General features: G+C 34.1%; 15 protein-coding genes. 2 read left to right on the top strand and 13 right to left on the bottom strand.

The window, feature by feature from the left end; translation table 11 throughout:
* Window positions 1-1376: 1376 nt before the first annotated feature.
* The 8 genes from AABL87_RS09355 to yddG all read right to left on the bottom strand — a co-directional run bounded on the left by AABL87_RS09355 (window position 1377) and on the right by yddG (window position 7160).
* Window positions 1377-1751 carry a hypothetical protein gene (locus AABL87_RS09355; protein ID WP_341277244.1) on the bottom strand — a complete coding sequence of 125 codons (375 nt, stop codon included), beginning with the start codon at window positions 1749-1751 and terminating at the stop codon, window positions 1377-1379.
* Between the two features lie 74 nt (window positions 1752-1825).
* The gene (locus AABL87_RS09360; protein ID WP_006258246.1) at window positions 1826-2134 is read right to left on the bottom strand and encodes a hypothetical protein; all 309 of its coding nucleotides are present in this window, start codon (window positions 2132-2134) and stop codon (window positions 1826-1828) included.
* Between the two features lie 128 nt (window positions 2135-2262).
* The gene (locus tag AABL87_RS09365) at window positions 2263-3156 is read right to left on the bottom strand and encodes an AraC family transcriptional regulator (RefSeq protein ID WP_006258248.1); all 894 of its coding nucleotides are present in this window, start codon (window positions 3154-3156) and stop codon (window positions 2263-2265) included.
* A gap of 55 nt (window positions 3157-3211) precedes the next feature.
* A complete protein-coding gene (locus tag AABL87_RS09370; RefSeq protein ID WP_006264033.1) occupies window positions 3212-3964 on the bottom strand; it encodes a hypothetical protein in 753 nt (250 codons plus the stop codon).
* A gap of 100 nt (window positions 3965-4064) precedes the next feature.
* Window positions 4065-4925, bottom strand: a complete 861-nt coding sequence (locus tag AABL87_RS09375; protein WP_341277245.1) for an alpha/beta hydrolase — start codon at window positions 4923-4925, stop codon at window positions 4065-4067.
* Between the two features lie 193 nt (window positions 4926-5118).
* Window positions 5119-5679 carry an SMI1/KNR4 family protein gene (locus AABL87_RS09380; RefSeq protein ID WP_341277246.1) on the bottom strand — a complete coding sequence of 187 codons (561 nt, stop codon included), beginning with the start codon at window positions 5677-5679 and terminating at the stop codon, window positions 5119-5121.
* Between the two features lie 12 nt (window positions 5680-5691).
* Complete coding sequence (locus AABL87_RS09385) at window positions 5692-6174, bottom strand: hypothetical protein (protein WP_341277247.1); 483 nt, start codon at window positions 6172-6174, stop codon at window positions 5692-5694.
* Between the two features lie 77 nt (window positions 6175-6251).
* The gene (yddG, locus tag AABL87_RS09390) at window positions 6252-7160 is read right to left on the bottom strand and encodes an aromatic amino acid DMT transporter YddG (protein WP_016649116.1); all 909 of its coding nucleotides are present in this window, start codon (window positions 7158-7160) and stop codon (window positions 6252-6254) included.
* A gap of 247 nt (window positions 7161-7407) precedes the next feature.
* Between yddG and AABL87_RS09395 the strand changes: the two genes are divergently transcribed.
* Window positions 7408-9537, top strand: a complete 2130-nt coding sequence (locus tag AABL87_RS09395; RefSeq protein ID WP_341277248.1) for a TonB-dependent siderophore receptor — start codon at window positions 7408-7410, stop codon at window positions 9535-9537.
* Between the two features lie 377 nt (window positions 9538-9914).
* Here AABL87_RS09395 and AABL87_RS09400 read toward each other — a convergent pair whose 3' ends face one another.
* The gene (locus tag AABL87_RS09400) at window positions 9915-10643 is read right to left on the bottom strand and encodes a CPBP family intramembrane glutamic endopeptidase (RefSeq protein WP_039330016.1); all 729 of its coding nucleotides are present in this window, start codon (window positions 10641-10643) and stop codon (window positions 9915-9917) included.
* Between the two features lie 73 nt (window positions 10644-10716).
* Window positions 10717-11028, bottom strand: coding sequence for a winged helix-turn-helix transcriptional regulator (locus AABL87_RS09405; protein WP_016649113.1), 312 nt, complete (start codon window positions 11026-11028; stop codon window positions 10717-10719).
* 101 nt (window positions 11029-11129) lie between these two features.
* Between AABL87_RS09405 and AABL87_RS09410 the strand changes: the two genes are divergently transcribed.
* Window positions 11130-11891, top strand: coding sequence for an MBL fold metallo-hydrolase (locus AABL87_RS09410; protein WP_039330018.1), 762 nt, complete (start codon window positions 11130-11132; stop codon window positions 11889-11891).
* A 32-nt stretch (window positions 11892-11923) separates the two neighbouring features.
* Here AABL87_RS09410 and AABL87_RS09415 read toward each other — a convergent pair whose 3' ends face one another.
* The 3 genes from AABL87_RS09415 to AABL87_RS09425 all read right to left on the bottom strand — a co-directional run bounded on the left by AABL87_RS09415 (window position 11924) and on the right by AABL87_RS09425 (window position 17186).
* The gene (locus AABL87_RS09415) at window positions 11924-12433 is read right to left on the bottom strand and encodes a hypothetical protein (protein ID WP_039330020.1); all 510 of its coding nucleotides are present in this window, start codon (window positions 12431-12433) and stop codon (window positions 11924-11926) included.
* Window positions 12434-13148: 715 nt separating this feature from the next.
* Window positions 13149-15998, bottom strand: a complete 2850-nt coding sequence (locus AABL87_RS09420; protein ID WP_341277249.1) for a DUF6493 family protein — start codon at window positions 15996-15998, stop codon at window positions 13149-13151.
* Window positions 15999-16148: 150 nt separating this feature from the next.
* Window positions 16149-17186, bottom strand: coding sequence for a hypothetical protein (locus AABL87_RS09425; protein ID WP_006264046.1), 1038 nt, complete (start codon window positions 17184-17186; stop codon window positions 16149-16151).
* Window position 17187 lies beyond the last annotated feature (1 nt).

The following is a 17187-nucleotide window of genomic DNA, read 5'->3' on the forward strand; positions in this document are numbered from 1 at the left end:
AAGTACTTTTTACCGTAATAAAAGAAAATAACAATCTTTAAAAAAGTAAGTCAAATCAACCAAATTACCAGCACATAAAATTAATACCTCAAAGAAACTACCTGATTAAAAAGCTTAAACTCACCTTAACTAGCCACCTTATACAATAAAAAAACATCCAATACATCAAATAGAATAGTTATAATTTACACAACAAAACAAATTATATATATTCTATTTTACACAAACACTAAAGGGGCAACACAAATCATCAATAACAATTTCAACAGAATAATTTATTGATAAAAACAGCACCGACATAAAACAATATGTCTTTATTACACTAAAAAACAAAACAACAAGACACATAAAACAAGAATTAGCTATATTGTAAAAAAGACTCATGATACAAATACCTTATTAAGACTTAAGCAGAGAAATACAGAATGACAAAAAACAATAATACTCAACTTGATAAAATGACTAGACCTCTCCTAATTGATAAAGTAAACAGAGGTTAAAAAGGAATTATACCACAACTATACTTCTGCCAAATAGAAGCACAAAAAAGGGTAAAGCACCTCTATCTACTCTACCAAAAAAGGGTTATTTAAAATATAAAGGAGGCGCAAAAAAAGAAGTGTGATTGTATTAAAAAGCCATACTAAGACAGCTATTATAGTATTAAATGAGGTTCAAAACACCTCATTTTACTTCTCAAAACGATTAACAAAACAGTAAAAAGTATTATAAAGAACACTAAAAGAACCACACCTCACAAGAGTTATTAGGAAGTGTAATAATGAAAATATTTCATTAGAAGGCTTTAAAATGCTCTAAATACAGTAAGAGTAGTCATTCCATAATCAAAACAACGCACTTACACAAAACACTGTAAATAAGCAAAATACAGAATACAACTAAATATATAAAAAGATAACTAACACAATTAAAGCTAGTTAAAAGAAAGGTTGGTTTGGCGTATTTTCTAGTCCTTATTAGTACAAAAAAACTTATTTGAAGCCCAAAATAACAGATGAATTACTAGCATTCCTCCTATCCCTATAAACCAAAAAGACAGGTATACACCTAGGTCAACCATACCACATCTAGAGCCAGAGAACTCATCTATTGGGTATAATTTTGAGACAAATACAGAAGGAAAAACAATCAGGAATAAGAAAAAAATAAGAGCAGATAATGCATATCTCTACCTCTTAATTCCCTTTTTATAGAAGATTAAATACCCTAATATTTGAACTACTAAGACTAAAATAATGGTCACTAATGGATTGAGATAATAAAACATACTGACGATTTTACAAGTATCAATGTTTAGGGATTTATCCCAACTATTACTTATACAAAGTAAAAAAATATCCCCATATAATAGCTAGCTATTTATAGCGATTTTCTTCTCGAAAGCGGAATAAAACAGTATTATTAAGAAGATAAAATACACCTGCTCCACTAAAATACATCAAGCAATCTAACCAATCTCCCGTATAACGAGGATTGTGCTGAGGTAAATACCACTCAAAGTAAACACTATAATATAAAACCACAAAAAGGATAAGCGATAGAGGTAATAGAAGATCTGCCTGCTTCTTTAACTTCCTCAATATGTATTGACAGATACTCAATGCCAACGGTAGAGTCAGAAAATCATTGACATAATTGTTAACCCAAGCAGGTAAAGCAATATGAGATTTCTGCAAAACATAGATAACAACAGAAATACAAAGGGCTATATAGAAAAGTGTTTTCTTCATACAAGTATAAAAGAGGAACGATTACAAGTTGTAACAGCTCCTCTCATTCTAATTTTTAAAAACTAAACGACCTACTATGCTGCTATAAATCCAATAAGATAAGCTATCCCAGCCATGATAGATACCCCTACCACCCATATAGCATTGACTATCATAGCTGGCACTCTGATAAAAGGATTGGGGTGCTTGAGCATTCTACGAGTAAATTTCTCAAAACTAGTTAGTTCTCTATTTACTTCTTTTTGTATTCTTTCATTGACAACTCTTTGTTGTTCCATTTGACGGCGTAAAACCACATTGATTATCTCTCCACAATTCGTACAATAATCACTATTGACATTCTCTGTTTTACACTTTTGACAAGTGATATAATGCTTACTCATTTCAGTTTGTTTTATCAATAAACGTTACTATGTTATATAAACAGGGCAAAGTTTAAACAATCTGAAGGATTAAAAAAGAACATCTACCATCCAAAACTGTTCTAATTCACTCTTATTATATCCTATAATCAAATTCTTTTTCGATATTCTCGAGGAGAACAACCTACTTTTCGTTTAAAAAACTTACCAAAGAATGAAGTAGTATTAAAATGAAGTGATTCTGCTATCTCTGATATACTCAATGTCGAGTTAGCCAAAAGTAACTGTGCCTCAACTATTACAGCATCATCTATTAACTCCCCAATAGTCTTAGCCGTAATCTCCTTTATCACCTTAGCTAAATAGCTTTCAGAAACACAAAGTCTATCAGCATAAAAACGAACCAATTTCTCTGATTTAAAATGAAGCTGAAGAAGCTCTAGAAACTGAATAGTAAGGCTTTCCTTTCGAGACAAATTACTCTTTAATTCCTTATAATTATAATGACTCGCATCTACTAATTCCAATAAAAACAAAGCAAATAAATGCTTAATAGCTTCTTTTTGATTAGCAGACTTCCCTTTTTGGGTATTCTTATGATTGAGTAAAGTACACAGACTTAATAAAGAAGTTTGTTGCTCTTGATTCAGCATTAATTTAGTTACTGTATTCGGCGTTAGTAAGACGAAAGTACTCTTCTCATTTTGGGTATGTGTATTCTCTATCGCAAAAGCCCGATCAAAACTAATAGCAATAAAGTTAATATCTTGACTAAACTCCTTAAACAGAATAACCATCTGTGGAGGAATAATCGTTATGGTACCAGGTTCTAATCGATACTCTATCAGATTTACCTGTACGGTGATCATTCCTTGAGTCACAAAGAGCAAAGTATAATTCTCATTGCGATAAGGATATTTTAAAGGATTATCTGTAAAAGAAGTCTGTACATCTACATAGATACCACTATCCTGATACTCCTGATCTAATAATCGAAGGATATCTTTTATAGTATAGTCGTGTATCTGATCAGCATTACTCATCTTTTTTATTTACAAAAATAGAGAAAACCTACTTGATATACGCTCTATTATCCCATTAGAAGCCATCTACTTTTACTAAGTCTATTACTATTTTTAGTCCAGTTAGCAACTTATACTCTATCTTCACAAATCCATATTGTTCAGAAAAACAAGACACTAACTCTGTTTCCCCTAAAGTAGACTTAGCTGTAGAAACCACCTTAAGACAAGACAAATCTCCTAAAGCTGTAGAAACCATCTCTTGTTTTTCTATCCTGTAGGTATAGTCTAACAAGAGCTTTCCTTTCCATTCTCCCCACACTGGATTAGACCAAGAATCACCTATAATCATCTGATCTGACCAAGTATAACCTACAGACTTACCTAAGTGAACATAAGGAAATGGAGCTGTCTCTAATGCTTTAAAGAAATGGGAACGCATTGGGTGTAACCATACATTCTGTTCATTCTCTACCAATCCTGTTGAAGATCTAAAATCAGTCATAGGTTCAAAGCTATATCTTATTTCAGTCTGTCTTTTATTCGTTCTTTTACCCTTTTCAGGAGCTATAACCTCCATTTTAAACTGATCAGGCAGTGCCTCATCTTTAACAGAAGTCAATCTCTCTGCGTCCTCTGCATCTATAAATAAACTATCTCCTTCCTTGTTTTGAATCTTATAAGAATAATAAAAAGTACGTCCCACCTTATAGATAGTATTGTTTACATCTACATCCTTTTTTTCTATATATACTTTGTCGTAACTCTGAGCCATACTATTGCCAGACGCCACCAACACAAATAAAACTAAAAAACAATATCTCACCATAATTACTATCATTTACAAAAACTAAAGATAAGTATTTCAACACAATATCCTATAAAAAAAAGCTACCCTAATCGAGTAGCTTTAGTCTATTTATATTCTCTTACTTAGAGAAATATGTACTTGGATACAACTTTTGAAATGCGTTATTCACCGCTTGATGGATCACTGTTGAGTGTATTTCCTCAGGTAGATAGTCAAAGTGAGATTTGATATTCTTGTTCTTTTGAAGTGTCTTGTATAGTTGTTCCCCATACTCATACATCTTCACATCCTCTTCTTTATTAGGCACCCCTACATACACATTCACAGGTTGTTTTATCTTCTCTATCAGACATGTATGTGTCTTGTCTAATAACTTCTCATCTCCCCACCATAGACTAGGGCTAATAATAATATAGTTTGTAAATAGATAAGGATGATATTCTAATACATACGTAGAATACAACCCCGCTAGCGACTCCCCTATTACAGTACGAGTACTACTCCCTTTATAATTCTTCTCTATATAAGGAATCAACTCAGACTCTAAAAATGCTGTATAAGCCTCAGCTCTACCGTACTCCGGGAACATATCTTTACTAAAACCTGCTTTCTCTACGAAGTTTAGATTATCTACTGCAAAAGTCATATCCTTTCTACGGTTGATCGTCTCTATCCCTACGATAATAGAATTAGGAAAACGAGCTATCCAAGGTAGTGAGTTAAAACGCACTAACCCTGCCAGATGTATAAAATCCTCTTCTACTCCTCCATCTAAGATATACACGACAGGATACTTAATAGTATCATTCGCATTATAATCAGATGGCAAAACGATATTAATCGTTCTATCCTCACTTAGGATAGTAGAATGTAGTTGATCTGTTGTTCCGAATGTAAGAGGCTTACTATTCGTTTGGCTAATACCAGATACGCCTAGTAGCAACATACCCATTACTAATAATGCTTTTATATTTATCATGTTTGGTTAGTTAATTTGTTGGCTTCAAAGATAAATAAATCATTGAGCTACAAAAGTTTTTTTATACCAAAACACCCCAAAACAGTATAGTATTAACAAGATAAAATGAAGATTATTTATCTATTTGTACTATTAGAACATCTATTAGTATAATTAAGACAATTACTAAATTTATAATCTCTATGTAAAAGCTTTAATAAAATATTTCTTCCCAAAAAAAACGTGTATTAACACCAAATTTATTTTCTATTAAAGATAAAAAAGACTCTTCTCTACCACTTGCTTTAGCATATATTGAAGTACCTAACCCTTGAATAAAACTATCAAATGAAGGGGCTACTATAACTTTATCATCAAAAGATATTTCAGAAGAGACAACATAAACAACTCCCTCTTTTAAAGATAGAAGTATAGTATAAGGATCTCCCAAACCAACAACCATAGCATCTATACTTAAACAATCTTGATACCAATAGTTATCTTTATTATTGAGGTTTATTAACCTATTAATATAATTTCCTCCACTACCAAATTGTATATTAGCCAAGGTTAAGTTTCCTAAATTATATCTCATTATAAAATCTTCAAACTCTTCTGGCAAAATAGTAATATTTAAGTACTCTTTTAACCTTAAAACTTCTTCTTTACTTCCTTTATAAGGTATTAATAATAGTTCTGAGATAATATCTTTATCAACATCAGCAAATTTCTTCTCTAGAAACACACTTACTTCTTCTATTTCAAACAATTTCATATTACAAACAATCTACCTTACATCCTCTGCACAACTATAAAACGTCTCCTGCTCAGTTATAGATCGATAATAAAACGTCCCTATATCTAACCCTGTATCTTTAAACAATACATTAATATCTACCTCAACTTCTCCTCTATAGAACGCATCAGAACTAACATATCCTACTGTATCTGTATTCAAATTAAGAACAATCAAATCCTCGTGAAGCCCTGTACCTATAATATAGTACCCTTGTTTATAGATTTCTCTATTATATACTTTGAAGTTTTCTTTATGTAAATGAAATACCTGATCAAAAGTATTGATACCAAAACGCCACCCTGAGCGATATGAATGACGGATAAAGAAAACTCCTATCTCTTCACCGAAGTTTTTGATAAAATTACCTTCTGCTGTCTTTGTTAACGGCCATTTGATTAGTTCATGCTCTTTGCTTAACAGCTCAACTGCCTGATCAAAAAGAACAACATTCACTTTACTTTCTTTTTCCATAATACCTATTCACATTATCTTCTAATGACAAAATTAGAGTTTTAAATTCAGTTTATAACTATCTAGCAATTGTTTACTTATTTCTCTCCACTAATTGTCTCTACTTTTTTTGTTGAGAACCAACACAATATTGAACCAATACACACCATGACCGTCCCTTGCCAAAAAGATATTCCCAGTGGAGTCGCTAACAATACTGAAGAAAGAGCTGATGATAATACTGGTATAAAATAAGATGCCCCAGTTAATATCGTTACATTGCCTTCTAAAATCCCAACATTCCATGCTGCATAACCAAATCCCATAGCAAAAGCAGCTAATAATAAATAGACAATAGAAGATAGCGTAAAGAGCATTTCTACCTGCTCTTCCATAATAAAATATTTCATCCACAATACTAACGCTACCAACATAAAGAAAAACGTTATTCCATTCACTCCATTCGCTGAACGAACAGTAACTACACAATATGCTGACCATAGAATAGCTCCTAAAAAAGCTAATCCATAACTCAGTGGGTTAGCCTTAATATTTACGAGCATCTCAGATAAATTAACCCCCTCTTCTCCCCCTAAAACCCAAATAATGCCTATTAATGAAGCTACAACACCAGGAATGATTAACCAATTCGCCTTTTTTGAAGTAAAAAGAACAGTCGCTATCATAGTAAAAGTTGGCCACAGATAATTAACCATTCCTATTTCTATCGCTTGCTTACTACTAGTAGAATAACCTATAGACAACGCTAGACATAACTCATAAGCAACCATCAAAATAGCACCATAAACTAAGTATCGACGAGGAAACTTAGACAGCGGTACCCATTTCGTAGTACACAACAGAAACACACTTGCTACAGTATAAATCATCGCTGCACCACCTGTAGAGCCAAATGAATAGCTCACTTCCTTAATAAGTCCTACAATAGAACTCCATAGTAGTATAGCACAAAAACCAATTATTGTAGCCTTAACGTGTTTAGTCATAGTATGTATTTAATAGTCTTAATGGTCTATATTTATTATTAAAAGAACCTACACACTAAGTATAGTTCTAAAAGGAAATACAATTGACAAAACTATTCTTTTTATACTTATTAATAAAAGCTCTGTCTAAAATAGTTTTAAAAGCGAACACCACTCATAAACTATCGTAAAATCAAGACTTCACACTATTATTAGGTAGTTTAATATTCTATATTTGCGATAACATAACAACACGACACTTAGAATAATGAAACACCTTTTTTTAATAGCATCTGTATGCTGTTATGCGCCTCTATTTGCTCAATCAAATGACACTATAACCAATCAAAAAATAAACGAAGTAGTAATCACCACTACTCAACAGCAAAAAGGTTATTCTTCTAAAATACCCCTAACTTATATTGAGAATCCACAGTCTGCCGATATCATCCTTCATCAAACTATGAAGAATCAAGTAATGACTAACATAAAAGATGTCTTACAGAATGCTACCGGGCTAGTACGAGTATGGGAATCAACAGGTGTAGGAGTCACAGGAGGAGAATATTATACAATGAGAGGCTTTGCATTCCAACCAAACTTACTCAATGGTATGCCTAGCTTTACTAATAGTACATTAGATATCGCTAATATTGAACAAGTCGAAGTAGTCAAAGGTCCTAACGGAACACTCTATGGAGGAAATGTAATCTCCTATGGAGGATTAATCAATGTGATAACCAAAAAACCTTATGAACAATTAGGGGGTGAAGTGAACTATATCGGTGGGTCAAACAACCTTAATCGAGTATCGTTAGACATCAATACCCCTATCCATAAGAAGCTTTTTATACGTTTAAACACAGCATATCACAAGCAGCACACTTTTCAAGATGCTGGTTATAAAGAGTCTTTTTTCGTAGCCCCATCTGTCCAATATAATATTAATGAAAAACTAAAACTATACGTTGACTTTCAGTATAAAATTAATGAAGGAGCTCATGCCCCTATGTTTTTTATCTCTAGATATATGCCCGTGAGCTTTGAATCATTAGACCTATTTGAGGCTAATTACAAAAAAGCATACACTAGTAACGAATTAACCTTAAAAAACCCAACATTTACAGCACAAGCCAAATTAGAATATAAAATCAATGACCACTGGACATCCAATACCATTATCAATAAAAACAACACCCAAAGCAAGGGATATGATATACTTTTTGAAGACATCGGTACCACAGACGACTTTGTCCGTTACATCTCTAAAATAGACTCAAAAACCAACATATTTAGTATCCAACAGAATATAACAGGTAAGTATAACATTGGCTCATTAAACAACACAATACTAATCGGATTAGACTATTTATCTAAAGAGTTTTCTAGTATAGATGGTGATTATATAGAGCATGGTATTATTTCCTTAGCCAATCAGTCTGACACAGGGGATTTATCTAAAAATGCTATTGAAACTACTTTATCCAGTAGTAATTATATACATAACAAAGCGAAGACGCAGACCTTTAGCTCTTATGTATCCAATATAACTAATATCCTTCCTAACTTCTCATTCATGGCAAGTTTAAGATTTGACTATCTAGAAGGAAGTACTTCAGCGGTAAATAATCAAAAGACGAGTCAGACTACACTCTCTCCTAAATTTGGATTAGTCTATCAACCTATCCAAAATAAACTAGCACTTTTTGCTAACTATCTAAATGGCTTTGTATTTCTAGACCCTGCTATTATCTCTGATCCAGACGGAACCAATAAAACCATTCAACCTTTTGATCCAGAACAAGCGAACCAATTCGAAATAGGTGTCAAAACAAATCTATTAGGAGATAAATTATCCGCAACAATAAGCTACTACCACATCAAGGTTACGAATAAACTAATGACAGATCTAAATTCTCTAAACAGTTTTACACAAGGAGGAAAAGTAAAAAGTGAAGGAATAGAACTTAGTTTGACAGGAACACCACTTCTTGGATGGGATATCATTACAGGATTTAGTCATAACTATAATGCAGTAACCAAATCCCTACCTTCTGATGGCAACCTCGGTCTTAGACCAGAAGAAGCAGGACCAGCTAATCTATTTCACCTATGGACCAACTATAAATTACAATCAGGCGCATTCAGAAACGTAAGCTTCGGAATAGGAATAAACTCAGTAAGCGAACAAAAAGCGATCAACCGCTCTACCCTAGGAGTACTCACATTACCAAGCTACACGATCTACAACGCTGCCATCGGTTATGATTGGAAAAAATTCAATGCAATATTAAAAATAGACAACCTTACGAATAAAAAACACTTCACAGGTAACGCCACAGTTAACCCTCAAGGTCTAAGAACTGTATCACTATCTCTAAACTATAAAATATTTTAAGAGAATACTTGTGTTGACACAGATTTGTAATCTGTACCCGTATATAACGCTACGCGAAGTCTCCCGACTTCGTGTATATAAGCATTGTGTGCCAACAGAATGTGACAAGCAAAATATTGACGTCTCTACTGCGTTGGCTCGGATTTGCAATCCGTGCCATGTATATCCACACAGAATATCACGTCACAGCAACCACAATACCATCGTTGGCGCAGATTTGTAATCTGTGCCGTGTATATCCACACAGAATATCACGTCACAGCAACCACAATACCAGCGTTGGCACAGATTTGCAATCTGTGCCCGTATATACACCCCATGCCGAAGGCAAACAATTCTTAATTCTTAATTTTAAATTCTTAATTAACAAGCCATGCCTATTTTATCATCATCGTCAACGTCCCAAAAAAATTACTCCCATTATGTGCTAGTATAGGAAACAGCACACTTCTACTCTTGATAGCTATCCATCCATAAATATACCCTGCAAAAGCAGTCTGTATAAAGTAAACCGTATCAAAAGACACTATATACTCTTCAGAAAGTGTAAAAGCATGAACAAAACCAAATAATACAGCTATAATCAAGTTACTAGGATTACCTAAATACCTAACCTTCATTCTCAAAGAAGATAACAATAACCCCATCAACACCCCTCTAAACATAATCTCTTCATCTATGCCTGGCATCGTAAGTTGAAAGGCTAAAGTCTCTATATTCCACTCCCCTCCACTACCAGCAAACCACCAAGCTACTACAGCCAATAAGGTAATACCTACAGTCGCTAGCCAGACTCCCTTTTGACTACCAGGTGATTGCTTCAGCGTAAAGAAATTGTGTTCTTTAAAGTAAGAGCGAAAAGCAAAATAACAAACCACTCCCCATATAATACCATAGACCTTCCCACTCCAATTCCAACTGCCATTGATAATACGAAAGCTTTCAGATATCTGTACTAACATCAATGCACAACTATAAAGCACAAATACAAAACAAAAGATCCCAATGCGCATAAAATCTTTTTTGCTCCTGTCTTTCATAAACAAGATCATAAAAGGGAGCAATACCCCTACTTGCATTAGTGCTTCAAGTATAACTATGGTCATGGTCGTTAATTTAGTTCTTCTAAAATAACATATTCGTATAAAATAACAAAGCCTCAAGTGATTGAGGCTTTTATTATTTAGATTTAACCCATTCTTCTATGTGTTGTATAAGAGGCAACATTGACTTCCCATATTCTGTCAAACCATAAAACACTTCAGGAGGAAAAGTATTAATCTGTGTACGTTTAACCACTCCAGACACTTCCATTTCTTTTAACTGTTCTAACAACACTTTCTTAGATACACGAGGCATATTACGCCACAATTCTGTAAAACGGATATCCCCATTAGCAAAGAATTGATACATTAATAAGGGCTTCCACTTACCAGATAATAACTTCAAAAACACATTAAGAGGGCAACTCTCAAACTCATCATAATTCATAGGTTACAAATTTGTGAACAATACACATAAAAGTTCATTTCTTTATTAGAATATAAGCCTAAAGTACTTTTGTACTAAGAAATTTAAAATAATACAAAATTATGAAAGTACAACTAATTAGAAACGCTACAATAAATATTAATGTTAATAATAAAAATATCTTAGTAGATCCTATGTTAGGTTCTAAGGGGGTCTTAGGTCCATTTCCATGGACAGATGACACTAGAGCTAATCCATTAACTGAGCTACCTTTTACAGAGGCTGAACTTAATGCTTTAATACACAAAACTGATGCAGTACTATTAACCCATCTCCACCCTGACCATTGGGATCCTACCGCACAAACCTTATTACCAAAAGATATGCTTATTTACTGTCAAAATGAAGATATTGAACCAATTAAAACACTTGGATTCCATAATGTTATAGGTATAACAGACAGCACAATATTTGAAGGTATTCACATCCATCGAACAGTAGCTATACATGGTGAAGGTGAAATTGGTCATCTAATGGGAAATGCCAGTGGCTTTGTTCTTATCCATAATCAAGAGATAGTCTATCTAATGGGAGACACTATCTGGTGCAAAGAAGTGAAACAAGCCATTGACCACTATCAACCTACAGGAATTGTCATTAATGGAGGTGCCGCCAAATTCGCCATAGGAGAACACGTTACTATGAATAGTACTGATATCAAAACTCTGCTAGATTACTACCCTATTAAACAAGTAGCTATTGTTCATCTAGAAGCAATTAGCCCTCTTCAGGAAAATAGAAATATGCTAAAAGCTTACTTTGAAGAACATAATTTATCTTCTCGTGTTATCATCCCTAATGATGCGGATATATTCACGGTATAAAACAGCAAAGCCTCAAGTGCTTGAGGCTTTTATTATTTCTTCATTAATTCATCTACAGTCTCTTCTATAGAATATTCAAAATACTCTCCCTGCTTATTCTTATTACGCATAAAGAGTTTATGGGAATACTTAGGGCAGTTTAGCTTCAAAAAAGAGTAATAATAATCATCTAAATACCACTTAAACTGTTGTTCAAAAGTAGTGCCTTCTGTCTCTTCAGAAACATCAAATACCTTGAGAATAGTCACTATCTCAGTTATCTCTTCTCCGCTAATATCCTTTACTACTAAAGGTTCAGGTAATGCTATTCTAAAGGATAGCACTTCTACCCCTTCTCCTTCCCAATACTCCCATAAGTCATACCTAGACATATCTTTCCCAGTCAGCTGATGTAACTCACCCTCTACTCTTTTATACTCTATAAAGTCCTCATCTCCATATTCATCACAGAAGTCAGTATATCCTAATACAGCTTTTAGCACTATTGGATAACGCTCTTCTGCTACCTTCATTTGAGGAGCTATTTCACTTCTTAGACTCATATCATTCGTTTTATACTGAGACTCAAAATATTGACATCTCTACTTTATATTTATTGTGTAAATATACCTTTCGACATAATACCAGCGTTGGCGCAGATTTGTAATCTGTGCTATGTACATAACGTTGTGTGCCAACAGAACGTGACACGCAAAATATTGACGTCTCTACTTTATATTTGTTACGTAAACATACCTTTTGATACATTGCGTTGGCGTAGATTTGCAATCTGTGCCGTATATACTGCTACGCGAAGTCTCCCGACTTCGTGTATATAAGCATTGCGTGCCAACAGAATATGACACGCAAAATATTGACGTCTCTACTGCGTTGGCGCAGATTTGCAATCCGTGCCGTGTATATCCACCCCGAATTCGTGTACATAACCATTGTGTGCCAACAGAATGTGACACGCAAAATATTGACGTCTCTACTTTATATTTATTGCGTAAATATACCTTTTCGACATAATACCAGCGTTGGCGCAGATTTGTAATCTGTGCCGTGTATACCACCCCCAACTTCGTGTACAGAACGTTGTGTGCCAACAGAACGTGACACGCAAAATATTGACGTCTCTACTTTATATTTATTGCGTAAATATACCTTTCGTCACTATAAACACAATACCAGCGTTGGCACAGATTTGCAATCTGTACCGTGTATACCCCTATGCCGAAGGCAAATAATTCGTCATTCGTAATTTGAAATTCGTAATTAAGCGAACTGTCCTCGTAGCGTCACTGCTATTTTCTTCGTAGCACTCACCTTACTCCAATCTTCTATCAAGGCTTTTACCACAAGATTAGTCACCTTAGCATTATTTGTATGAAGTACCTCTCCATACTGTTCTAATAGAGTCTTCAGACCTTTAATAGGACTAGTTCCTAATTGCTCTAAAATACTCTCTATGAATAACTGCAATGCTTGGTTATGTTGCACACTCACATTCATCATAAACCCTTGTATAGAATCGGTCAGACGCTTAATCGTCACATATTCTTTCGCCTCTACTTTACCGATGATATGACCTACTTTTTGTTGATCTAGGCGAAGTGCCTCTTTGATCCAATACTCTGCTACGAAAGCACGCGTTACCTTATCATCACATATCAATGCAAGTCCAAAGAACAAGTAGAATTGCTCTGAGAAGACCACATTATTCATTTGCAACAGATACGTGAACATCCCTTGTAGTAATTTCTTCTCTGCCACTTCGAAGGTAGCACTACCACCATAATGCAGGCATTTCTCTACCACAGCTAAGTAAATAGGATCTAACTGTCTAGGATTAATAGCCAATAAAGACTCGTTTAAATTCACTTTAGTATCTCTAATCTGGTACATGATTAATCCCATTAGATTTGCAGAGCCCATACGATCACCTACCTCTGTCTTTGGCATCGCTTTATTAATACGACTAAAGATTAAAGACAAATTAATATCATACGGTATCTGCTCAAACTTCAGTTTCTTATGCGTAAATACCTTATCTATCTGCGTCTTCGTTTTATGATCCCAATCCTTATACGTATGAGATTCTTCTATCACTTCCCAGTTTCCTAACCAACCCGCACAGTATTCTTGTTGCTCTTTGGTATAGTGCTCATTCGTCAAACTTTCTAAAGGTTGATGAGGGTACTTTAACGCTGCCGCTAATCTCCATACATCATAGTAATCTGCAGACTCTTCTTTTACTTCGCCATTACCTAAATAAAACTCAAATATCGCTAATAACTCCCCTTTTAGTTGTTGCTGAGCTATTGCTAATCCAGCTTCTTCTGTATTTTTATCTATACGTGCTAAAGCAATCTGTAAATCCACTGCATCTACTAATTCTCCCTCTTTTTGATAAGCTACTAATCGATCTACCAATACCCTACTATCTATATAAAAAGGCTCATGAGTAGGCAAACTCAATATTGGGAAAATACGCTTCTCTTTCACCAATTGTAAACTGTAGTAATACACCGTCAGATAAGGGCGCAAAGCAGCATAATAATAACTAAATCGATTACTTGCCTCTAACTTTACCTCTCCTAGCGTGATTCCACTATTGGTATATAATTCTGCCTTAGCATATTTGTGATATAGCTTGTCTAATGCTGTAGTCTCTATAGTTGGATCTGCAATCAACATACGCACCCACTCTAACAGCCAAAAAGCCATAGCGTTCTGTATCGTACTCGTTGACCACAAATCTTTAAAGGTCTTAAACACTTTATCAAAAGCAGGTAATAATTGATCAATATGCTCTGCCTTTAATTCTCCTTGAAGTCTAATAATCGCATCTATGGTTTGCTCAAAGGCGTAGTCACTCTCCAATGTCTTCCAAGCCGAACAATGGAAAATCAAATCTTCCATTGTCGCAATAGCCTGAATAGGCACTAGCTCCGCCTCTCCCTCTTCTACAGCCTCTGCAAGTGCTACACTCTCCTGCACACTCATATATCCACTAAACAACGTCTTCGTCTCACTCATCATCATCTCTTGATAAGCTTCTAACTGAGCTGCCAGCTCCTCATTAGGTTGAGCATATTTCACGATTTGCTTCGCTACTTTAGTCTGCATCGCTTGATCCTGTATATGCAAAGCCCCTACAATAGCAACAGCACTTGCCTCCTTATAGGTAGGATGTGCTTTATCCAATACAGCCACGATACGCATCGCCTTATTGATCGTCGCCTTAACGGTACTGCTCATTAATATAGGCAGACTATTGACAAAAGCCTCCACATGAAAAGCCTTGTCCTTCGCTATTTTAAACAGGATGTCCAATGCTTCATTTACAACCTTAGACAATGAGCTGTTCAACAATTGGAAGATATCCTCCTGAAACGACAAGATCTCATGATCTGCAAGAGACAATTTACTTAACAAATTCACATTCCATCCACACAACGCTTGATTTGTATGAGTCAATGCTCCTTGAATAGCAGTCTGTACAATGCGTTGTTTATCTAATCGTCCTTGTTCTATTAATGTAGCGATGACCTCATCCCATGAGTAGTGATTAATATTCACTTCATGGTCAAACAAATACCAAAACTCTTTCTCTAACAACTCAGGGTATTGATCAAACAATTCAACCTTACTTGCGTTGACCATCACAGTCGCCCAAGTCGCTTCTGTCAATGGGGTCTTAAATACTCCTTTCTTATAAGACTCATATAAATAGCCTATCTCATTAAAAGGCGCTCTCACCCATCCTTCTCTAGCCGAATCATTGATATAATCACCTAACCAATCAGGCACATACCAGTCCAATACTTGCTTAAACTCCTCCTCACTAATAATCCATATTCCCGTAAAATCTTTATATGTACAACAAACCAATACCGCCACACTCACAGCTGATCGCTGCTCACTATTTCCTCTATATCCATACGAATTCCTATTGCCTACCTCTGGTACATACTCTTGATAATACTTTCCTAATTTAGAGATCTTCTTAGTGTACTTAAGCCTTTCCTCTAAAGGGGTTTCCTTAAGTAAGAGAAGTAATCTTCTAGTATTTCCTTTTCTTACAAACTCTTCTAATTCAGTATAAAATATATCTTTACTCATAGCGATTCTCTTGTGGTTTTGTTGTTTTGGTATGTTGTGTTTTTATAATCTCACTTTCAAGACCGAAAGATACAATTTTACAACCTAAAATAAATAACGGAATAAAGGGGTTTAAATAGAAAAACGAGTGCTGTGCACTCGTTTATATGATTACTTGATTTTATCATAATATCCAGTAAAACTATCTAGTTGATCATTTATATCATGAATAAACTTTGAAAGAGGTCTCTTCAAAAAACCTTCTTTTTTACTATATGTTCCAATAACTAATCTATCTTCTATATTTTTTTCTGTTCCAACAATACCAGGAAAACTTCTAGCAAGTACCTCCTTATATTTGTCTGTGTATTTTATCTTTCGTTCAATAAGTTCCTCAATAACATCTGTATGATTTTGATAAATACCTACTAAATCAAACACTGTACTTAACTGCTCGTTAGGAATCCTACTTGTCTCATCAAATACCTCAATATTTAACTTACCTTCTCCTTTATAGTATTTACGAAAAGAATCAATTGTAATTTTGTATTTTAATTTTGTAAAGATATTTGTAACATCAATCTCACGATTTGATTTAATTTTATTACAAGGAGGACAAATAGGTAATAAATTAAATAACGAAATAGAAAAACAAGGAAAAATACTTTTAGACAAAAGGTGGTCTAATTCAAATTTAGCTTTATCACGTTCTTGATTTACTTTTTTATAATTACTGTTTTTTACTTTTTTCTCATCTTTTGCCATTACTGCATACTGAGCATTACAGATATAACATACCTTGACACCACAATTAGCGTAATATCCTCTCAATTTATTATGCTCATATTTTAAAATCCCCTGTACTTTATTTGAGAAATACATTTTTTTTCTATTCTCTTTACATACTTCACAATTACATTTTTTCTTAGATCTTCTTGAACATACTTCTTTATTTAAATCTCGAATATCTTCAAACTCCACTTTATAATCCAATAAGACATGAAACTTACAGGTTAAAATATTAACACTTGTATCAGTTAATAATAATTTATTAACTAATAACTGTAAATACTTAAACTGCCATATATCTATATTATTATATTGATTCTTTTGTAATGCTTTAATACTTTGGATTAAGCTCTGATTATTATTTATATGGGAATTTAAACTATGCTCCTCTATTGAAATATCTACATTTTTAAAATCCATG

Source organism: Myroides sp. C4067, assembly GCF_038039665.1.
Lineage (GTDB): Bacteria > Bacteroidota > Bacteroidia > Flavobacteriales > Flavobacteriaceae > Flavobacterium > Flavobacterium odoratimimum.